General features: G+C 54.1%; 16 protein-coding genes. 6 read left to right on the top strand and 10 right to left on the bottom strand.

What is annotated here, in order from left to right:
* Position 1: 1 nt before the first annotated feature.
* Positions 2-787, bottom strand: coding sequence for a pentapeptide repeat-containing protein (locus tag VFO10_RS25530; protein ID WP_325144835.1), 786 nt, complete (start codon positions 785-787; stop codon positions 2-4).
* A gap of 175 nt (positions 788-962) precedes the next feature.
* Between VFO10_RS25530 and VFO10_RS25525 the strand changes: the two genes are divergently transcribed.
* Both VFO10_RS25525 and VFO10_RS25520 read left to right on the top strand, forming a co-directional pair.
* Positions 963-2,099 (top strand): hypothetical protein, encoded by a 1,137-nt coding sequence (locus tag VFO10_RS25525; RefSeq protein WP_325144833.1) that lies wholly within the window; start codon positions 963-965, stop codon positions 2,097-2,099.
* Positions 2,100-2,154: 55 nt separating this feature from the next.
* On the top strand, positions 2,155-2,901 hold the full coding sequence (locus tag VFO10_RS25520; protein ID WP_325144832.1) for an acyl-CoA desaturase: 747 nt from the start codon (positions 2,155-2,157) through the stop codon (positions 2,899-2,901).
* A 2-nt stretch (positions 2,902-2,903) separates the two neighbouring features.
* Here VFO10_RS25520 and VFO10_RS25515 read toward each other — a convergent pair whose 3' ends face one another.
* The 8 genes from VFO10_RS25515 to VFO10_RS25480 form a co-directional block, all read right to left on the bottom strand.
* The gene (locus VFO10_RS25515; RefSeq protein ID WP_325144831.1) at positions 2,904-3,692 is read right to left on the bottom strand and encodes a prohibitin family protein; all 789 of its coding nucleotides are present in this window, start codon (positions 3,690-3,692) and stop codon (positions 2,904-2,906) included.
* 39 nt (positions 3,693-3,731) lie between these two features.
* On the bottom strand, positions 3,732-4,463 hold the full coding sequence (locus tag VFO10_RS25510) for a hypothetical protein (protein ID WP_325144829.1): 732 nt from the start codon (positions 4,461-4,463) through the stop codon (positions 3,732-3,734).
* A 113-nt stretch (positions 4,464-4,576) separates the two neighbouring features.
* Entirely contained in the window at positions 4,577-6,028 is a 1,452-nt protein-coding gene (locus VFO10_RS25505) for a leucyl aminopeptidase family protein (protein ID WP_325144828.1), read from the bottom strand.
* An 89-nt stretch (positions 6,029-6,117) separates the two neighbouring features.
* Positions 6,118-6,933, bottom strand: a complete 816-nt coding sequence (gene serB, locus VFO10_RS25500; protein ID WP_325144827.1) for a phosphoserine phosphatase SerB — start codon at positions 6,931-6,933, stop codon at positions 6,118-6,120.
* A gap of 353 nt (positions 6,934-7,286) precedes the next feature.
* Positions 7,287-8,231 (bottom strand): LysR family transcriptional regulator, encoded by a 945-nt coding sequence (locus VFO10_RS25495; RefSeq protein ID WP_325144825.1) that lies wholly within the window; start codon positions 8,229-8,231, stop codon positions 7,287-7,289.
* A gap of 133 nt (positions 8,232-8,364) precedes the next feature.
* A complete protein-coding gene (locus tag VFO10_RS25490) occupies positions 8,365-8,631 on the bottom strand; it encodes a hypothetical protein (protein WP_325144824.1) in 267 nt (88 codons plus the stop codon).
* Positions 8,632-8,834: 203 nt separating this feature from the next.
* Positions 8,835-10,370 carry a DUF4301 family protein gene (locus VFO10_RS25485; protein WP_325144823.1) on the bottom strand — a complete coding sequence of 512 codons (1,536 nt, stop codon included), beginning with the start codon at positions 10,368-10,370 and terminating at the stop codon, positions 8,835-8,837.
* Between the two features lie 91 nt (positions 10,371-10,461).
* Positions 10,462-11,733 (bottom strand): HEAT repeat domain-containing protein, encoded by a 1,272-nt coding sequence (locus VFO10_RS25480; protein ID WP_325144822.1) that lies wholly within the window; start codon positions 11,731-11,733, stop codon positions 10,462-10,464.
* Between the two features lie 138 nt (positions 11,734-11,871).
* Between VFO10_RS25480 and VFO10_RS25475 the strand changes: the two genes are divergently transcribed.
* The 4 genes from VFO10_RS25475 (at position 11,872) to VFO10_RS25460 (ending at position 19,963) form a co-directional block, all read left to right on the top strand.
* The gene (locus VFO10_RS25475; RefSeq protein ID WP_325144821.1) at positions 11,872-17,373 is read left to right on the top strand and encodes a hypothetical protein; all 5,502 of its coding nucleotides are present in this window, start codon (positions 11,872-11,874) and stop codon (positions 17,371-17,373) included.
* A 681-nt stretch (positions 17,374-18,054) separates the two neighbouring features.
* Complete coding sequence (locus tag VFO10_RS25470; RefSeq protein WP_325144820.1) at positions 18,055-18,810, top strand: hypothetical protein; 756 nt, start codon at positions 18,055-18,057, stop codon at positions 18,808-18,810.
* Positions 18,807-19,181 (top strand): hypothetical protein, encoded by a 375-nt coding sequence (locus VFO10_RS25465; protein WP_325144819.1) that lies wholly within the window; start codon positions 18,807-18,809, stop codon positions 19,179-19,181. The genes VFO10_RS25470 and VFO10_RS25465 overlap by 4 nt, the downstream gene beginning before the upstream one ends.
* A 542-nt stretch (positions 19,182-19,723) precedes the next feature.
* A complete protein-coding gene (locus VFO10_RS25460; protein WP_325144818.1) occupies positions 19,724-19,963 on the top strand; it encodes a hypothetical protein in 240 nt (79 codons plus the stop codon).
* A 3-nt stretch (positions 19,964-19,966) separates the two neighbouring features.
* Here the strand turns inward: VFO10_RS25460 and VFO10_RS25455 are convergent.
* A partial coding sequence (locus tag VFO10_RS25455) for an ATP-binding protein (protein WP_325144817.1) occupies positions 19,967-20,463 on the bottom strand: 497 nt, incomplete at its 5' end.

Genomic DNA, 20,463 nt, shown 5'->3' with positions numbered 1-20,463 from the left:
TTTAAAGACAAGTTCCAACGGAGCCCTCAGCACAGACGCGTCCATCCATCCAGGTGGCGCCGCTGAGCTGGGCTCCTTGCCAATTGACGGTTTCCTTGAAGATGGCTCCCGAAAGATTGGCCCCGCGCAGATCGCTATCCTGAAAGTTGACTGGACCTTCGAAGACGGCATGACTGAAGTTGGTGGTCGTTAAAAGTCCGCGGATGAAAGCGAAACGGCCCTGGGCCTTGATGCTCGAAAAATTCCCTTGATCCGCACTGGAGTCCTCGATACTCACATCCTGAAACTGACTCGCACTCCAGTTGCTGGATGCCAGGCAGGAACCCCGCACCGTAAGTTCGGAGAAATTTGCATAAGCAAAATGCGAGAGGCGCAGATCAGAATCGGTAAAGCGGGCCTGGCTCCAACGGGTGCGCGAGGCTTCCGTCAGGATCATCTCGCTGCCTGCGAATATGGTTCGTTCCCATTGACCTTCAACAAAGGAATTCTCGGAAAGACAGGATGCATTCAGCGTCACATCCTGAAGCCGCTGCTGCGGAATGTTCTGCGGTTCGAGCCGAATGCCATTCAAAGTTTGCGAACTCTGAAGGCTCTTGATCGTTTCCAGCCGGGCAGCAAGGGATGAAAGCCCGCAGGCTTTTGCAGGAACGGAGGCTTTGCAGTTATTCAAGGCCAGGGGAGTGTCCTTGGGAGCGCCCCCGCTCGCGGATTTACCGCGAAGACCGGCCGACGAACATGCGGGAATCAAGGTGGTCACGACCAAAAAAGTCAGCAAGGATCGGAACATGGTTTTTCCTCATGGCAGATCCTATCGTTGGGAATGTGTGTGATCGCACCCTTTGCGCGCCTCTTATCGGCATAAAGCGTCCAAAACTTGAGGAAAAACGTCAAATTTTACTGTTCGGTAAAGTTTTTACCCCAAAAAGCCGATAGGCCTCTCACTTGCAACTTAGAGGCATGTTATGATTCAGCTTTGGCTCGTGCCGCGACTTCGGTCGTGGATGCTCCCGCTCGCTTTTTGTTCGCAGTTGGTCGCCTGTCAGGACAGCGGCACGCTGCAGGGCAATGCCGTGCGTCCTGGTGATCACAAGCCAGTCGAGACCGATAAGGATCAGGACAAAGACGACCCCGAAGCGGAAAAGATTTCGCCGCCCAGCAATATCATTGGTTCCTATCTTGTGTGTATCGAGCAGGAGCAGCTGATGAACATTCAGCAGAACGCCACGCTTCATTGCGGCGTTTATCGTGATTCTGCGCACACCTCAGCCGTATCCGTCGCGACTTTAAATCAATGGCAGGTGACGGGCGTGACTTCGGTGCTCCGAGCGGTCAGCCCAGGTTCCGCTACCATCGTGGAAATCCAGTTCCAGGCAGCAGATTTCAACGCCTTGAAACAGGCTGTAAGAAAAGCGCGACTCTCGGTTCAGGATGATGCAGGCAATAGCTATCAAGGCTTGGTCGTGGATCTTGTGCCGACCGATAGTCGCCTTGCCAGCGTGAACTCTACAAAAACGGCAAGCCTGATGATGGCGTGGAGTGAAGGCTTTGAAGGCACCAGTATTGCCACAGACACGGCCTGGTTTCATGATCCCAAAACATTCGCGGGTTCCGCTGTCATCAACTGGGCGAATCCCGCAGCGCAAACCACCGCCTGTGGTCAGCCCGTTTTTGAGGTCATGCGTTTTGCGACTCAGAGTGGCAGCACTGATACTCTGGGCGCCGCAGAAGGCCAGCAGTTTATGGATACGGATTCCGCCTGCTGGCCAGAAGGTGCGGCGAACGCCATTCGCGGCGCCAGTAACCTTGCTGTCAGCAAAAGTCTGGCGCTTTTGCCTGGCCGGGTTTATCGCGTGAGTTTCAAAGTCAGGCAGCAGCCTTTGCCACCAGGATTCGCGGCCGTGGTGCAAGGCCTGCAATTGAAGATCAATAACCGTATCGTTGGCGATTTGCGAAACTTCAGCAGCACCTGGCAGGATGTCAGCTTTCAGTGGGTCGCAGGATCCGGCACCAGCGTCCTGGAATGGGTGGATGTCGGGGCCGCGGATGACTCCATTGGCGTCCTGCTGGATGATCTGAAGGTGCAGTTCGAAAATTTCTAGATTTTTCAGAGCGTCCATCGTAAGACAACTCTATACCACATGGAGGTCGTAAGCGATGGATGCCTTTCCGGCCAGTGTCCTTGTGTTTCTCGGCGCTTATATCCTGAATGTCCTCTATATTACGGTTTTCTATCATCGCGGGCTCGCTCATGAGGCCGTGATCCTTTCGCCTCGCATGCAGCGTTTTGTGGCGCTAACCGGCAGCTGGGTGACGGGCATTGATGCGAAAGCCTGGGTCTGCATGCACCGCCTGCATCATCGTCATTCCGATACCAAACAGGATCCGCACAGCCCCGTTCATGGTGGGGTCTTCGGACTTTTTCGCAAACAGCTCCTGGCCTATCGCAAGGTGCTGGTGGCGCTGATTCGTCATCATAAGGATTATGAGAAGGTCGTGGCTGATCTTGATATCGAGGTCAGTCCTGTGAATGCGCGCCAGCTCTGGTACCTGCCGTACCTGGCCCATCTTGCGATAGGCCTTGCCCTTGGGCTTCTGAGCGGATCGGCCTGGATCGGCGCGGCTTTTGTGCTTGGAATATCCAGTCATCCCATCGAAGGCTGGGCCGTCAATGCCCTCGCGCATTCCTTTGGTTATCGCAATTATGCGACCGATGATAATTCACGGAATAATAGCTGGGTGGCTCTATTGGTGGCGGGGGAGGGTTATCAGAACAATCATCATCGCTACCCGGATGAAGCCCGCTTCAGCCATCGCTGGTTTGAATGGGACTGGGGTTACCAGCTTTGTCAGCTGCTGAGCCTCTTCGGAGTTTTACGAATCACGCGTTCAACCCGGACCTGAAGTTATTTCTTATTCAAAGGCAGTACAAAGCTGCCATTGGTTTGCCCGACCACAAGGGGCGAGACGCCATTCCACTTCTCGATCATCTGCAGCTCGATAATTCCAGGATTCTTGCGAATGGCTTCGCCGCGAATGTCGATGGCGCGCGCTTCACCAGCCGCACGAATTTCCGCAGTTTCCGCCTCAACCTTGGCCTTGTCTTTCAGGAATTTGGATTTGGCTGCCTCCTGCTCCTGAACCATTTTTTCCTCGATGGCTTTTTCCAGCTCAGGGGACAGGGAAACATTTTCAATCACGACGTCTTCAATCGAAACCAGGTCCTGGATTTTTTTCTGCGCGGCTTCCAAAACTTTCAGCTTGATGCGCTCGCGTCCTTTCACGATGCCTTCAGCGCTTTCCAGCGCGGTGGCTTCCTTGATGGCTTCCTGAACGCGCGGCGCGACCAGGGAATCAAAGGGATTGCCGGCATACTGGGTGAAGATCGTGATGACCTTGTTTTCCGGCACGCGGTAAAGCACCTTCAGGTTGATGTTCACCTGCTGCAAATCCGAGGAATAGCATTCCGCCTTCACGCCTTCGGACTGCTGACGAACGGAAACCTGGTAGAGTTTGGAGATCATGGGGGTCTTATAGCCGACGCCTTCAGGTTTGGCGAGGGGATCGGTCTTGCCCAGAGTCACGACGATGCCGCGATTTCCGGGGTCAACCACATAAAAACTGGAATAGATGAAGATAACGGCGAAGAAGGCTACGAGGGCGAAAATCAGAGTCTTGTTAGACAAGTCGCGCATCAGAAACTCCTAAAGGGGATTCAGGCGCGACCTTGGGGCTTAGAGCTGGATGCCCTCACCGCGATGAGCCGCAGCCATTTCAGTCAAAGATCGGCAGAATGCTTTCACATCGAAGACCACGCCGCACTGCTCTTCGGCCAGTGCTGCAACCGCTTCAGAAATCACATCGGCGAGCAATTCCTGCTCGTCTTCCGGAACGTCTGCCTTGGCAAAGAGTTCGGTAAGGGCCGTGTTATCATTGACCACACCTTCATAAGCCTTGTCCGTGCGAGTCAAGGACTCGGCCGGGGCGCTCTCGCCATTCAAAGGACGCATGGTGACAAAATCAGGATAACCTGTCGTCTCGGCCCGTGAAATCACAAAGTGGTAAGCACAGTCGACTTCAGGAATTTCATCCAATTCCTCAAGCAGACTCTGGAGGGCAAGAACGGCACCGCGAGCTTCGTTCAGGGGGAGCCATTGCTCGTTCATTTCGTCGGCGACAATATAGTCAGTCAAAAAAGCAAGGGCATTCTCGGCTGCGTCCGGCACGGACTCACCGTAGGCGTGCAGCTGGCCCTGCTCGTCGATCATCAGGCCGTCCACGTCCTCATCATCTTCAAATTCCTCGACTTCGATGTCCTCGTCAGCATCGGACTCTTCGTCTTCGTCCGCTTCCGAAACTTCAATGGGTTCTTCCAGCAGGCGATCCGGGCGATCGTCGGAAAAGGCAAAGGAATCTTCAAAGGCTTGCAGAAGTTCGTCAAAAGTTACGCCGAGATAAGAGATCATATCGGGACTCCGGGGTGGAAATTAAGGGCTCACAAAGTTCACCTTAGTTACAGGAGCAGCACCCCGGGGTCAAGCTTATAGGGCAGGATGGGACTGGCTTTGCGGCCGAATTTTTACACATATTCCTGAGTCAGTCGCGATATGAGTTGAATTCCGTACCCTGTGCCCAGACCACTCGCCGTGTTGGATGGGCCGGCCATGTCTATATGCAGCCAGGGAATATCAAGATCATCGACATGACTATAAATAAACTGCGCGGCACAGCTCGGTTGGGCATTGCTGCGGTTCTTCACCGAGTTCACCATATCCGCGATCTGGCTCTTGAATTCATTCTGATAAAGTTCCGGCGCAAAGGGGAGGGGGACGACCATATCTCCGGTTTCCAGGCCGACCCTTTTGGCCAAAAGCTCCAGATCCTCGCGATTGGAAACAACGCCGGCATGCAGAAGTCCGGTCGCGACCATCTGTGCGCCGGTCAGGGTCGCCGCATCAATGATCAGGTCTGGTTTATATTTCCGCGCGCAGTAGGAAAGGCAATCCGCCAGCACGATCCGGCCCTCGGCATCGGTGTTATTCACTTCCACCGTTTTACCGGAATGCATGGTGATCACATCGTCATTGCGGAAGGAATGGGGGCCGATCGCATTCTCGACGAGTCCCACGCAGGCGATCACGCGATGCGGACATTTATTGGCAATCAGAAAATGAAAAGCACCGAGGATGGCCGCTGCCCCTCCCATGTCACCCTTCATGCCGACCATGCTGGCCCCGGGTTTCAGACTCAGGCCGCCGGTATCAAAGGTCACGCCTTTGCCGGCCAGCACCACGGTTTTTTTCGCGCTGCGGGGCTTATAATCGAGGATGATTAAGCGGGGCGGTTCGGCCGCACCCTTGCCCACGGCGTGAATGCCGTGCAGACCTTCGGTGCGCAGTCGTGGGCCGACGATATCCTTGTAGGTGACTCCGACCACGCCCTTGAATTTATCCTTGATCTCATCGGCGAAGGCATCCGGCGTCAGTTCATTGGGCGGCATGTCCACGACCTGGCAGGCCCAGGCCACCTGTTCGCTGAGGCTCCGCACGCGTTCATTGGCTTCGATGACATGGCCTTTGGAATCCAGGGCGATGACATGAATGGTGCGAGGTTTGGCGTTTTTGCGGCGGTTGACGATACGGAGGCGCCTTGCGACGGCGGTCGCGACGCTCGCATACTGTTCGGGGCGATCCAGATAAAGAACGACGAGGGAATGCTCTTCACTCTCCACGGCATCAAGCTGCTGAAAGATCCATTCCCGGCGGGTCGGGCTGTTATCCTTCGCCACTTTTTCAGGAAGGATGCCCATCACCACTTTGTGGGGACTGACGAGGCCGGTCAAGGTTTGGAAGTTGATCGGGGTTCGGCCCAGGCGGGGCGTTTTCAGAGCTTCCTGGAACAAGGCGGCCACGTCGCCCGGCAGGATTTTCTCGTGCAGTTTGTTTTGAAAAGCCTTGAGCGAGCCGATCATGAATACAGCACCCTTTTTGGGCAGGATATTCGTGGTGCTGTTCAGAAACTTCAGATGCATGCAAACCTCATCGCAAACGAAAAGGAAAAGCCAGGTTGGCCTTGCCTCTCGGTTGATAACGGAACTTTATTTCATTCTTCTTTGTACCATTAAAGAAGGGCGTGTACGAGCACTCGATGGTCATGAAGATTGGCGCCGTGGATATGCGGCAGCAACACGGCCTTGGGATGGTAGCCGATCGCAGCGCCGGCCTTGAGCAGCATCGGGAGGTCATTGGCACCGTCGCCTACAGCCACCACTTCGTCGGGGCTGAACCCGCGTTTTTTGCAAAGTTCATCCAGGTAATTCGCCTTGACCTCGGCGTCGACGATCTCGCCGATCAGTTCGCCGGTCAGCTGGCCATCCGCGACGGCCAGTTCATTGGCGCGGAAGCCCTGAAAATCCAGCTCGCGAACAATCCGCGCAGCCAAAGGATTGAAGCCACCCGAGACCAGGTGCAGTTCAATGCCACGCGCCCGGGCCGCTTTGGCGAATTCGTGCATACCGGGATTGATGGTCAAGGTCTGGCCCACCTTGTCGATGACATCAGAAGGGACGCCGCGCAGCATGGCCACGCGCTGACGAAGCGCGGATTTAAAATCCAAAAGGCCAGCCATGGCCTGCTCGGTGATGCGGTGCACTTCCTCCTGCCGGCCGGCCGCTCGGGCCAACTCGACAATGGATTCCTCGGCTATGACGGTGGAATCCATATCGAAGAGAACGGCTTTCCAGGGGCGCTCTGGAACGGCGAGGGCTGTGGCGCCCGCGCTGTTGATGGCCAGAATCTGTTGCCTTATCGTGCCGGGTATGGGGCCCTGACAGGCGGGGAAGAGATGAAGCTGCAGGGACGTCACAAGACGGGGCGGACCGAGACCAGTGAAGAGCGAGGATCGTTCGGCATCGACGATCAAACGATAAGACGACATGGAAACCCTTTTCACGTTAAATGTGCCGGGGATCAGCTTGCTTTATGGAGATGCTTGGAATGAGACAGGGAATCAAGAGAAATATGGGGGCGATGCATGGGCTGCAGCTACGGATGTGTCATGCGGGAGGAAGGGGCAGCAGATATCGGGAACTTTCGGGTGAACATTTGTATACCGGAGAGCTTTTTTGAAGTAAAGGTGGCCGCCTTCCTACCCACTTGGTCGTTCTTATGGCCACTTTATCGTTGCTTCATAAAGCTGTGAAATTATTTAATCTTGGTAATTGTAATAAGCTCGCCTTATTGCTCCTGAATTCTGTGCAAGTCAGCTGTTCGCTGACTTTAAGGCGTGAATTACTTGTCGGCCTTGTCGGAAGCGGGAAGCGAGGCTTTGCCCATCTGTTCCGAAATCCATTGCAGGCAGATCTTCGCCGCCAGGCCCATGGTACGCTTCCGTAGGTAGGCCACTCGAATCCGATTCGAAACGGTGGCCTTCACATGCAGACGACGCAATTTCGGCTCGCGATTGAGCAGGCTCTGCAGGCTCGCCTCCGGCAGAAGGCCCGCGCCCATGCCCTCCCGAACGAAATCGGCCACGGCGTGATGATCCATCACGGTGCAGCGGACATCGAGTTCCTTCGGCAGGCGGTTGAAGTTCTTCTTGAACCAGGCGTTCAGAAGCTCCGGGGCCTCCACGTAATTCACGAAGGGCATGCGACAGTAGTTATCGAAAAGCTCATCGCCTTCCTTGAACTGCTGGAGAAAGTCCTCGTGACAGATAAGGTCGTAAGGATCGCTCGCGACCTCATCGAATTCGATATTGGGTTCGTTGACGAAGGCGTCGGCAAAGGCGAAGTCGAGCCGGCCCTTTTCAAACCAGGTGCTCAGCTCATTCGCCAATCCCACCCGCATGTCGAATTTCACTTTGGGATGCTGCCGTCCGAATTCCGCGAGCAGCTCGGTGATCCGACGCTCGCGAAGGGACGGCGAGATTCCAACTTTGACGCGACCCTGAAGCTCATTGTCCTGATTGGATATCTGCCGCAGCGTATTCTCCAGATCGTCCAGACGCCGGGAACACTCGGCATAGAGCTGTTCAGCTTCATCGGTTGGGATGATTTTCCGGTTGATACGATCAAAGAGGATAATACCGAGCGTATCTTCCAGCGACTTGATCTGCTGACTGACTCCCGATTGAGTCAAATGCAACTGCTTGGCTGCCAAAGTCATACTGCGCGTACGATACACCACGAGAAAAATGCGTAGATAATTGAGGTTGAGTCGGGCCAGCAAAGACATGATACGTTGACCTCAGTTGGGTGCAGGCAGGATTCTCCGCCCTTTTTTCCAAGGGCGGAACCTTCATATACCTCGATCGTCCTGAAATGTCAGCAGCTTTCTTCCCTGGGGCTGGGTATGAACCCAGTCTGCCTCAAGGATTAAAGAGCTTCTCACGACTCAGGTAGCAGTAGTAGAAATGAGCAGCATCCAGAGCATCAACCCAGATGGTGTCATGGTAGTAGTCGTAATGCGCTGCGATTTCCTTCCTGTCGATGGCGTCCAGCACAAAGTCCTGGTCCAGCTCATAAAGCTCACACATTCCACCCAGAGTCACACGTTTGCCTTCGTAGTTACCTGGGTCATGACCCAGCTCCACAAGAGCTTTCTTAAAGACCGACTTGCCGACTTGCGGACCCATCAAAGAACTCCTTCCGAGAATGGTTGGGGTTATCTATTACCATTCTAGGTAGGGTTTAAGCCCTTCTTCAACGGGTAAACCTTGCAGTACGGGTGCTGCGCAAGCTCTGCCTGGGGTAAGTCTTGGCTGGTTTGGGGTGTCAGGGGTTTGCCACTTCGTCAAAGGACTGGCGGACAAAACCCCTCAGCGGACAATGCGAGGTTTTAAGTCGTGGGTTTCACACCGTCGAGCAGAGTCTTGTGGGGATGAAACAATTTCCGGGAAATCTCGGGAAAAAGGACATTCGCCGTCAGACTATTGCCGATCACTTCATAAAGCACGATCTCGTGATAAACCACGGGTTCCCCCAGCATGGTTTTTTCGGCGAGAATCCAGAATGGACATTGCTCAAGATCATAGGCGCGCGGGTTCACCGGAATCTCGGCCGCGACGAAGACCGGATTGAAGTGGGTGGCCTTCGTCGGATCTTCCAGGAAGCGCTTTTTATCCACGGCGCTGGCATGCGGCAGTTCAAGGCAGATACTGACGTCACCGTCCTTGGTGTGGGCAAAAACTGCTGTGCCGCCCACATCCTTCCCGCTGTTCGGGACCTGGCCGAGGGTGTTCAGCGGCCTATCGTAAAGTTCCTTGAGCGCGCGCTTGTCCTGATGATTCCTGCGCATCCTTTGCGCGTGGGATTCGGGGCAATGAAAGCCCTGCACGAGGAGCTTCCAAAGGGGCTGCCAGGGTTTTTCCAGCTCCTTGAGCCAGGAGCTGGCCGGCATCGGCCTTGGATTCACCATGTTCTGCAAAAGATCTTCGGCCAGTTGCGCGGCGGTATTCAGATCATCCTTGTGAAGGCTCTCCCGAATGCTGCGGAGCGTGCCTAAAACCATCTGATGCTGGACGAGGAAGAGTTCGGTTTCCTGAAGGACGTCCGAGTTCCAGCCGTTGACATTGTCGATATTGCGAATGAAAAGCGAATGCGCGTCAGGGGTTTTCTTCCGAATCTCGGGAAAGAGCTTCACCAGCATCCCATGACCGGCCGGTACGATGGATAATTTGCCCTCGGGTGTGCGGTAGGGCATTCCATCGGGACGAAAGCGCAGCGTCGACAGCTGCTTGCCCTGCTCCAGGAAATAGCGCGGACGCTCATTGTCCTGACTTCTTTCATTCAGGTGCTCGGCGAAGGGCGCGGATTGATCCAAAGGCGCGACGTAATACTCGGCGAGCATGCCATGGATTTTTTCGTGCTCCTGCTGCTTCATCTGCAGAAAGGTGGGGCCATCTTTCCAGCAGGGAAGAAGAGCCTTGGGCAGATCGATCTCTTCGATGAGGATTTTCGCCTGTTCGGGCGTGATGCGGGGGCAGCGGTCCTGATGGATGAACTGGTTGAGGTGCAAGGGCAAAGGCCAATTCACGGCATTCTGCTGTTTCAGGCTCTTGTGCTGGACTTCGACTTTATCCTGGTTCAACTCTTCAAGGGCGAGGCGTAAATCCATCAGGGGCTTGAAATAACGGCTCGCGGCCCCAGCTGCTGGAACAAAAGCCACAAAACCCTGCGCTTTATCTCGATTCACCTGGTGGAGAAACCGCTGGGGGATGATGCCCCCATTCTCGATCCGGCACGTGTCTTCGATCGGAACAAAGAGATCATCCCGATTCTTCACACCTTCACTGATCCGCTGCTGATGAATCTGAATATCATGAACATCCAGATTAAGCTCGCGAACCTCCGCAACAGTCATACCTTTCAACATAGCGCAACTCCATGGCCCCTATTATGACCCTCGCACTCTCGTGCGAGAGTCCATCAATCCCATCGTCCACACGCCATGGATTTGCGCTTGGTTACACCTGGCTCGTCAACCGTGCCTGTCTCTTGAGCGCCGCCCGAGCTGCCTGCCGAACCATCGGGGATGGATCCTGGGAGGCCAAAGGTCGCAAAAGATTTTGTGAAACATCCGGCTTATCCGCAAGGGGGAGAGCTTCGCAGATCTCCGCACGAATCCATGCGTGTGCGTGATTATGCAGCAAATTTTCGAAAACCTCCAGTAAAGTCTCGTCTTTTTGCTGTTCTTTCAAAATTTCAATAAGCAGTCGCAGAGCCTCTGGCGTCAGCAAAGGCGTTTGATTTTTCATCCAGGTCATCCGGTCTTCGCTAGGATTACTAAGCAATCGTTCCAGGACTGCAGCCTGATAGATTGCGGGTAACCCTTTCAGCTCGGGATGCTGCGGGGCGCAAGCTGCTATCGAGAAGGCCGCGCGTGTCAATTCCAAACCCTTGGCACTCAAGCGAATTAAGTTCGGATAGGGGCGGCGGCGGCTTTCTTCATACACAAGTCCACAACGGCTTAGTGTACCCAGATCGCTGCTCAGATGTTCGCCAATGCCACTGGCCGCGATGGTTTTAGCATCATTGCCTTGCCAGTTGCAGCAAAGCAAGATGTTAAAAAGACGATTGAGGTATTCCGGAGTCAGTGTCCTTTTTTTAGTGTAGGGTTCCCGCTGCAGTATATTCTTCAGGCGGTACAGGTCCAGGATCCAGGGGCAGGCGTCCTGTTCGGCAAAAATCCGGTTCATGATGCGATAGATTTTTCCAGCCAATTCCGGGGCGAATTGAAAGAGTCCAGCCGTGTCGGCATCCTGATCCAAACGCACAGCCGTGCGCAAAAGCTCGATCAGATTGCGGCCAAAGCCGATGTCATCGGCCAGGGCCCCATCATCCGTGGCCAGGGTCGAGCAAATGAAGAGGTGCTCCAGAAATTCCTCTTCATATTTTTCCGCGGTCCAGTCGAGTTCGACAGGAGTATAAGAATGCAGCAGATCCAGGCTGTTTTCGACCAGTTGGGTGCCGAGCTGCCTTGGAATTTGGAATTCGCTGCATAAAAAGTCGATGGAAAGTTCTGAAAGTATGGGGGCGTTATGCCAGGCCCGATGCCGCATCAGAAGATAGGTCAGGTCAAAGGTGAGAGCCCGCGCCAGCGCCGGACTGATGAGCCGCAGATCCTGTTCCTGCAGAAGGAAACCGTGGATTCTTGTCTGGAGTTTAAGCAGGAGTGGGCCGAGTCCCTGCTGGTCCAAATACGAGGCTTTCCGTTCCGCGCTTCTGACAAAGTCCATGGTCATCTCCTTAAACTTATTCCCCATTGTACCGACAAGACAGAGAGACTCATAAGAGTACAAAATTGAATTTGGTTTAAGTGCGCTGGATCTCAGATAGAGATCGTGGTTTTTCATCAGGGGACAAATCGAGGCGCCATGACAGCGAAAAACCTACAAAACCTGAAGACCTACCTGGAGGACACCGGCTTTATCCAAAAGGATGAGCACGTGTTCACCTGGGCAGCGGATCAAGGCCGAGCGCCTCATCGCAAGCAATTGCCCTGGCAGATCGTGGATTGGACCTTGGAATTGCAAGGGCAGGACCTCATTCAGACCAGCTTTGAAGCCCAGCTGCGCCGCGAATCTTTGGTGCAGAACTGCGAAGACCTTTTGCGGGAACGCTTTGATTCCTTCCGCGCCATCGCCCTGCAGGATGATAACGAAGAAGGCTTCTGGCTGCTCTTCGAATTTTTGGATCGCACCCTGGATGCTGATCAGAGCCGCCTCATCGAGCAGGAAGACCTGCAGCAGAGCCAGCTGCCTCACGGCCTGGCCGGCCTGCATCTGACCGTGATCCAGGCTTTGGGCCAGCTTTCCGTCTTTATGACCAAACACTTTTTCCTGGGCAATGTCCCGGGTCAGCTTTTGATCGAATTTCCGAAGATCATGACCGAGGCTCTGTTTGGGGACACGCTGAAAGGCGAAGCCAACTTCAATGCCTATATCACCACAGCCGCTGCCGAGGATTTGCGCAAAGCCCTGATCCAGGCGAGTCTTCTGCCGGATTTTCTGATGCAGTGGATTCAGCAGGATGGGCAGAAGGCGGAGAATCCCTTCCAGCAGGTGCGCCTGCATCTGAAGGAAGCAGCATGGTCTTTGGCCTGGAGCCAGAAAGAAGAGCTGCCGGAGCTGGTCGTGCCGCCTATCGAGGTCCTTGAGCAAAAGGAAGTGGCCCGCCGCTTCCAAAGGCTCGATGAGCTGATCCTGCTTGAGGACTATGAAGGCGCGATCGCGCAATGCCGCGAATATCTGCAGAAGAATCCGGCCTCGCTCTATCTTGTGCGCCGCTGGGCTTTCCTGAGCCTTTGGGGTGGGCTGGCCTTTGAGCAGTCGCATCTGGACCTGATGACGAAGTATGATCCGAACAATCTTCTGACCCTTTCGCTCTGGATTCGCAAGAGCGTCGCGGAAATGAACTCGGATGTCCTTTTGGAAAACCTGTCCAAGCTGGGCAACAGCCTTGGGCATACCATCGTCGACTTCGGCGTCATCGACATCACAAGCCTCACCCTGCCCGAGATGCTGGGCGACGCCTGGAATGAAAAGGATGACCAGCGTGCGGTGGCCTGTTATGAGCGCGTGCTGCAGACCCGAGGGGAAGTGCCGCGCATCCTGGTGAAACTCATTCGACTGATGCGCGATTTTGATGATGCCACGGCGGAAGAAGGCTACATGGATCGCCTTCTGGCCTGTGAAGTCCCGATCCGGACCCGTGCCGCCATTTACTTCCGCCTTGCTGAAATCAAGCAGAGCGAAGATCAGGATGAAGCGGTCAAGTGGGCCTTGAAAAGCTGGCAAACCAATCGCACCCAGGTCAAGTACGCTATGCTCGCGGCGGATCTTCTGATCGCTCTGCGTCGTGCGCATGAAGCCGTTCACGTCCTGGTGGAAACCTGCGAGCTATTAACCGCGGAACATCCTCTGCCTGCGCGCGTGGAGTTGGAACTCAAGATCTCGACGATCTGGCTCAATGAACTTCATCGTCTGGACCTGGCCCAGGAACGTTTGGAACGCGCCCGGGAATTGGCCGGTGATACGGCGGAAGCCTTTGACCTGATCCTGCCGCTGGCCAAGGATCTGGGTGATCCCGTGTTCTATGGTGATCTTCTGATGCAGGCGCTGCAGAGCGCCAGCAAAGCTCAGCAGCCTGACCGTGCTGATCATATCGTGAAATCGCTTCTGACTCTGGCTGATCAGATGGGCGATAGCGAGCAGCTGGGACGGATCTATAGTTTGATCCTGACCTGTTCGCTGCTGGATGTGAATCAGATCGAGCATATCCTGCAAAGGCCGAACCTGGCCCTGCCTTATGATAAGATCCTGCAGGCCATGGACTGGCAACTGGATCAGCTCGATGAAGGCATGCGCGGGCATTATCTGCTTTTGATGGGCGATATCGCACGGCAGTATATTCATGATACGAACCGTTCGCGGCAGTATTACGAGCGCGCCTTCGAACACGGGCAGCTGAGTGAGACGGCCTTCAATTACCTGGATGAGCATTACGCCCGCAATGGCCTCAATCGCCAGCGTTTCGAGCTTCTGAAAAGCCGCTTGAATTCAGCCAACGAAGCCGATCGCAAGGTGATCCTGCGTGAGCTTTACTACTTCGATGACGGCGTTTCGGATGCTGAAAAGGATCGCTTTGCCAACGATATGTTCGCTCTCGATGGCGACGACGTCGGTCCGCTTGAGGAGCGTATCGCCTTTTATGAAATGCAGAGTCACGCGCTCGGCATTCATGAACTGATCAGCCGTGCGATCGAAAGCACGGACGAGACGGAGGCTCTGATCCCGCTTTTGCATAAGGGCCTGGATGCCCTGCAGAACACCGCGACGGAAACCCGTTTCCGTTATATGGACGAGATTCTGCGCCAGCTCCTCCTTTTCGGAATGGAGCGCAGCGAGCATGCGCATCTTGCTCTGCAGTATCTGTGGGTCGATCCGCATAAGACTCTGGCCAAGCCGTATCTGGAATATCTTCTGAGCATCGGCGAGGTCCCGGATCTGGAACCCGAACTGATGCTGGATGTCCTGGATGATGGTCCGCCCAAGGTCGATCTTCTGATTCGCCTGGCCGGTGCATCCAGCGATCCTTCGAAGACCGTGACCTATGAACGCCAGGCCTTCCGCATTGCGCGCAATGTGCAGGGCATGCTGAGCACCAAGCTTGAGATCCTGCAGCGACTGGCGGATCATACGAGTCTGACAGATGAGGAACTGGGCGAATACGTGAAAGCGGTTCGTCAGTCCGGTCGCAGTCAGCATATGCTCCGTGTTCTGGGCCAGCAGATTCCTTTGGCCCGTACCGACGTGATGCGTGACAAGCTCTTCCAATTGACCGCCGAGTTCTTAGGGCTGGCCACGGCGGATTCTTTGAATCTGGATCGCGTGCATCAGGCTATTTCCCATCTGGGGCCCGAGCAGCAGAGCCGGTTGAAAACGATCTGGCTGGAACGCATAGGCTTTGATGAGGTCCTGCATACCCGTGATTTCGCGGTGCAGATGCTGCGGGATAAGAGTTTCTGGGAGCATCAGAAGGCCGCGACCGTTCTTTTGAAGCAGATGCTGGAAGTGTGGCAGGAAAGCGGCCTGATCAAAGGGATCGTCACTCCGATCCTGAAATCCTTGATGGATGACAATCGCGAAAACGATCTGCGTTTCTATTTGAACTTCCTTTTGCCCACGGGGCTGGTCGGTCAGTCGACCTCGCTTGCGGCTTTCGAATACTTTGCCAGCCGCCGGGATACCGTTGCGATGGAGCGCTACTGGCTGCATAGCCTTGAGCTCCTGGAAAACAGCGAGCAGACCTCAAGGCTCCTGGATTATTCCAAGGATCTTCTGCAGGAAGTCGGCATGGTGAGCTTCCTTTATCAAACCGTGTCCGAACTTTTGGATCATAATAAGCATGCGCGCTTCCCAAGTGAAGTCCAGCGCGAGCTGCGGCTTTTCTATGCCGAATATCTGTTTGCGGCGGCCAAGGATCATCGCAAAGCCCTTTCGCTCTTTGAGCAGGTCTATGCGGCGAACTTGGACGAGATTCGCACCTGGGGACCTTTGATCGTCCTTTATTCCGAGTTCAATGCGGACACCGATCTTTATGAGCTTCTGCATCGGATCCTGCCGCGCCTGCGTCGGGATCGGGAAACGGTGGAACGCTATAACCTGGATTTGCCTGCCCTTGAACATGATTTGATTTCGATCGGCGAGCGCCTGGGCCTGAAGCCTGAGCCTACGGATGTGGATATCAGCTTCAGTCTGCCGGTGGATTTGCAGTTCGGTGGTGAAAACGAGTCCGTGCAGGGCATGGGCCCGGAAGGAACTCAGGTTCGTGGTCAGACCGCTTCCTTGGATCTGGGTGATGCGAATAGTCCTTTGATGATGCCGCCGCCTCGCATGCCGGAGGTTCCTGAATTTCAGACAGGCGGAGCTGCGGAAACAAGGCCGCGTTCGGCCGTGGTTTTAGCGAATGACAGCAGCGATGCATCCAACGACGCGCCGCTGAACTTCGAAAACTTTGTCTATAACGCGCAGCCTGCGCCCATGGACACCAAGGTCGCGCGGATGCCGGTGGACCTTGCCATGCCTACGCCACCAGCCGCACCCATGGAACCCGAGCCTCAGGGCTTCTCCGTTCCGGTGCTGCCGGGCACTGACAGTGATGAGGAGCCGCCCCTTGCGACAGTCGTCGCGCCGCGTCCTGAGCTGACAGGTCCCAAAAATACCTTGATTCGTCCACGGGAATCCTTGGAGGCGACAGCCTTGAACAAGGAGGTAACCCAGCGTCTTGAGACCCCGGATCTGCCGCTGCGGTCGAGCGAGGGCGATGAGCGTCTTCAGATTACCTTTGAGCCCGAAGAATGGCGCCTTGTCGCCGCCCAGGGAAGAGCTCGGGAAGGGCTTTGCTCGTGGCTGCTGGCGAATCCGCTGCCGGATCGAACCGAGCAGCACATCGCAGTGCAGACTGCGGCTGTATTTGAAGAGAACATCCAGCTCCTGGAAAACTGGCCCTATAAGGTTTGGCGTCAGCCGACGGATTATTTCTATGATTTGAAGTGGACAGACCGCATGGGACGGGAGATGTTCCATCCCGGCATCAAGAGTCCCTTGGCGCGTCTTTTGAAAACACTGCATCCGATTATCGTCCAGCAGTTTGCCAGCCACATGAATATCAAGGGTATCGCGGAGCGCCTGAAGGTGCGTTCGGATGAGCTTCTGAAAGTGCGCAGGACCCTGGAATGGAAAGATGATGTCATTCAGCGCAGCGGACTTCGCTACTATGTGAAGTTCCTGGTCGAGAATAATTATCAGCTGTTCCATATGGCGAAGCTTGAGGATCGTTTCCAGTTCGACTTTGAAAAGCGCGAGATTTATATCGACCGCGACTATTACCTGGGCGTGCCCCCGACGCATCTTTTCCATCGCCTCGCGTTTTTGATTCGCGCGGTGAGTGTGGATTACTATCCTTACCTGCATCTGAGTCCGAGCAACGATCTGTTCCCGTTCCTGATGAAGTGCCGCCGTTCGCTGGAGCAGAACCGCGTGGATAGTTTCAAGCGGATGCTGGGCATGGAGAAGGATGCTCTGAAATTGATGCTGTCTCAGGCCGATCGTGACTATCTGGAGCAGCTCTTTGTTGAAGTCGGACCGCTGTCGCCGGATAAGATCACCAAGATCGTCGGTGTCTACGTGGATCAGATCTATCGCCTGAATATGGCGGAGAGTTTGGACCTTGTCGGGGTGATTGAATCCATCAGCAATACCAATCTGCTGACCGATCGCATCAGTCCATTGGCTTTGGTGAATCAGTCCGCTTCGATTCGCACTCTGATCGCCTTCACGGCGGATCTGAAATTCCAGCACAAAGCGGAAAAATAGCCCCCCAGGAACGGTCTCCCGCAGCTTCAGTGAAATTCACTGGACAGGGTGACCGTTATCCACGATTTTATGCATGAGCCTCAACCGCCGCAGACGCGTACGTCTCGATTTTTTTTGCAATATTTGCGGCAACCCTTCGTCTCCCCTGTGATTGATGGAAACTGTCCGCCCAAGCTCTTGAATAATTTCAATTGGTTAGCTAGTTAGCTTGCCAAAAAGAGAGCGTTAGCGTGGCGTTTCTCTCGGTCAAAAAGTGAAGATGAAAGATGGGATAGCGACGTGCTTTACGCACGATGGTGGGTTCCAGGCAGGAATGTGAGAGAAGACAGCCACGCGATCAAGGGGGCTCTCGTTTCAGGAGAGTCTTGTGCTCTTCCGGGTTGCAAATGTTTTTGCCCGAATCTGCGGGGACTGTGGCACGAGTGGACGCAGCCTGCAAGGCTTTCCAAGTGCCCGGACTTACATAATCTTTCGTGGCGGTTAATGCTGAGATTTCCTTTTGCAATTTAAGTTCATCACGGTGAGAGGGCGTTTCTTTACCGTGACACCAAACGCATTGATTACAAGGGTTTCACGCGGTTTATCGGCCCGACTCCAGGCTTGACAAAACTCAGGCACTAAGGGATACCTTAAACCAAAGTGAATCCTCCTCAGTACACAGATGGGAATAGGACGGAACACATGAAGCACGGTATTTGCGACATTCTCCGTGAAAGGATGATGGCCTACATTGAGCCCCGGGACGAAAGCGTTCGGTGGCTTTCACAACGCGTGGGGCTGCCTTATAGTTCGGTTTATCGGATTATCAGCCGGGAGGCGCATAACTGCACCTTTCGGAACGCTTATCAGATATTGAAAGTTGTGGCGCCGGATGAAGCTAAGACGATCTTAGTGGAGCATTTTCCTAATTTTTCCCCGCTGATTGAGCAGGATAAGAATTTTGTTGAAAATGAGTCGAAACTGGATAAAGCTCTGGACCTGGTGCTACAGACGAAGATGTTCTATCTTGTGCATTCTATGGCTTCGACAGCTTTGGGCACGACTCGCGCTGAAGTAAAAGAAACGTACGGGCGTGTCGGAGTGGAAGCCCTGGATTTTCTTTTGGAAGAAGAAATTCTAGCTGAGCGCCGAGACGGGACGATTAAGGATCTGTTATTCGAAACAGTTGGTACAAGTGAAGAACAGGCCCGTCAAACGATACGCTACAACCTGGATAGCTTCCAGGCAGCCGATAAGTATTCGGGAATCGTCAACGTGGTTGAAGGTTATAACGATCAGGGTGCTCAGGAGGTCCTTTCTATCGTGAAAGAGTCTCTTACGAAGATCGAAGCACTAAGAAAAGATCCGACCAAGTGGGGCAAGCATCGAATGTTCGTCAGCATTCTGTGCGGGCGGTTTGATGCGCAGATCACCAAAGCTGAAGGGGTCCAGAAATGAAATTCGTCGCAAAATTAATGGTCGTTATGGGTTTGGCTTTTTCCATGTCGGCTTCTGCTGGCATTATTGTAGGTGGCGGAGGACTTGGTAAGTCCCGTCTACAATTCACCTCGCTCCTTCTTCAGCAAACTGAGTTGCAAAAGTTTACCCTGCTTCCAGCGAGTGAGAAAGACTTAACACAAGAAACCGATATACCTGAAGATTTGAAGTTTGTTCCCGACGACGAATTTACAGACCTCTTGGATATGACTTTGGTTCAGCTCACAGATGAAAATGGTAAGGTTTTGAAAACGTATACTGTTCGCAGGCTTGATGAAACACCTGTAGCTTTGGTTTTTGTCGAAGTGGCGGAATCCGAAGAAAAGCAGTGAGAATCATCCTCAACTAATTTTAGACTTTATTAAGGGCCTCTCTAGGGGCCCTTTTTTGCAGCTGAATATCAGAAGGCTCGCTCATAGCGATCCAAATACGCCCTTCCTTATCAAAGAAATAGCTACAGATATACGAGTCCGGCGGTAGCGAAGGTTGCTCATAAAACTTGCGCCGGGCATGGTCCAGGCCCCTGGCTACACATACGATGTTTTTTTGGACTCCCTGGAGAGAAATATTTTATCTAGTTTATTGACGCGGTATAACAGTATAAAAGAACTCTGCCAGGCCACAGGGCTGGCACGAAGCACTTTTGATGGCAAAAGGAGACGTCTCGGTATGCTGACAGCTGACACGTCGCCCGAATCATGATGCAGATTATCTGGAGCCCCGCGTGAAACGAAATTCCATAGTGTTGACCTCCTTACTGACTCTCACATTCCTGCTCGGCGCCTGCCGCTCAGCGCCTATATATAACGTCGCTCATTCCCCAGTGAAGATGTACAAGCCTGATTACACGGCTAAGGATGTTGAGAAAGCAATTATGAAGGCCGGGCTGATCCAGGGCTGGAAGATGGATGCCATCAGCCCAGGGACCGTGCGGGGGACCTTGAATATCCGTTCGCATCAGGCGGTGGTGGTGGTGAGGTACGATACCCAGGAATACAGTATCAATTATGAGTCGAGCCAGAACCTCGATCATTATCAGGGCCAAATCCACAAGAACTACAATGCGTGGATTCGCCACCTGGATAACGCAATTCAGCGGGAACTGCTGGATTGAGTGTTAGGCCACTTTTCGCGTCGCATCATCCACCCCAAGGAAGACCTCGGGTGGAAGGATGATTTTGAAACTGACCGGGCTGAAGTCAACGCTATGGGTATCCTGAAGGCTGTTTTCCAGGATGACCTTGATGCTCCCGCCGAAGTCTTCCAAGGTCGTGCGGACCACATCCATACCCACGCCGCGACCGGCGAATTCATCGACATGATCACGGGTGCTAAAGCCGCTGTCGAAGATCAGCTGAGCGATCTCGGTATCGGTACGCTGACCGAGGTCGGGCATGCGGGCCGCTGCCAGCTGACGGATCTTTTTCATATGAATGCCCTTGCCATTGTCCTGGTAGATGATCTGAAGGTTGCGGCCCTTGGGCATGATCTCGATGCGGATGACGCCCTCGGTCTCGGCTGAAAAACCGTGCGTCATCGAATTGGTCATGAGATGCATGAAGATGGATTTCAACTGGTGATGATGGCTCGGGTAGAAGTGGAAACTATCACCGA

Origin of the sequence: Oligoflexus sp. (genome assembly GCF_035712445.1) — a bacterium.
Lineage (GTDB): Bacteria > Bdellovibrionota_B > Oligoflexia > Oligoflexales > Oligoflexaceae > Oligoflexus.
This window is presented reverse-complemented; position numbering and strand designations above follow the sequence as displayed.

Coding starts and splice junctions, on each gene's coding strand:
- VFO10_RS25530 (WP_325144835.1), bottom strand. CDS start 787: ATGTTCCGATCCTTGCTGACTTTTTTGGTCGTGACCACCTTGATTCCC.
- VFO10_RS25525 (WP_325144833.1), top strand. CDS start 963: ATGATTCAGCTTTGGCTCGTGCCGCGACTTCGGTCGTGGATGCTCCCG.
- VFO10_RS25520 (WP_325144832.1), top strand. CDS start 2,155: ATGGATGCCTTTCCGGCCAGTGTCCTTGTGTTTCTCGGCGCTTATATC.
- VFO10_RS25515 (WP_325144831.1), bottom strand. CDS start 3,692: ATGCGCGACTTGTCTAACAAGACTCTGATTTTCGCCCTCGTAGCCTTC.
- VFO10_RS25510 (WP_325144829.1), bottom strand. CDS start 4,463: ATGATCTCTTATCTCGGCGTAACTTTTGACGAACTTCTGCAAGCCTTT.
- VFO10_RS25505 (WP_325144828.1), bottom strand. CDS start 6,028: ATGCATCTGAAGTTTCTGAACAGCACCACGAATATCCTGCCCAAAAAG.
- serB (WP_325144827.1), bottom strand. CDS start 6,933: ATGTCGTCTTATCGTTTGATCGTCGATGCCGAACGATCCTCGCTCTTC.
- VFO10_RS25495 (WP_325144825.1), bottom strand. CDS start 8,231: ATGTCTTTGCTGGCCCGACTCAACCTCAATTATCTACGCATTTTTCTC.
- VFO10_RS25490 (WP_325144824.1), bottom strand. CDS start 8,631: ATGGGTCCGCAAGTCGGCAAGTCGGTCTTTAAGAAAGCTCTTGTGGAG.
- VFO10_RS25485 (WP_325144823.1), bottom strand. CDS start 10,370: ATGTTGAAAGGTATGACTGTTGCGGAGGTTCGCGAGCTTAATCTGGAT.
- VFO10_RS25480 (WP_325144822.1), bottom strand. CDS start 11,733: ATGGACTTTGTCAGAAGCGCGGAACGGAAAGCCTCGTATTTGGACCAG.
- VFO10_RS25475 (WP_325144821.1), top strand. CDS start 11,872: ATGACAGCGAAAAACCTACAAAACCTGAAGACCTACCTGGAGGACACC.
- VFO10_RS25470 (WP_325144820.1), top strand. CDS start 18,055: ATGAAGCACGGTATTTGCGACATTCTCCGTGAAAGGATGATGGCCTAC.
- VFO10_RS25465 (WP_325144819.1), top strand. CDS start 18,807: ATGAAATTCGTCGCAAAATTAATGGTCGTTATGGGTTTGGCTTTTTCC.
- VFO10_RS25460 (WP_325144818.1), top strand. CDS start 19,724: ATGAAGGCCGGGCTGATCCAGGGCTGGAAGATGGATGCCATCAGCCCA.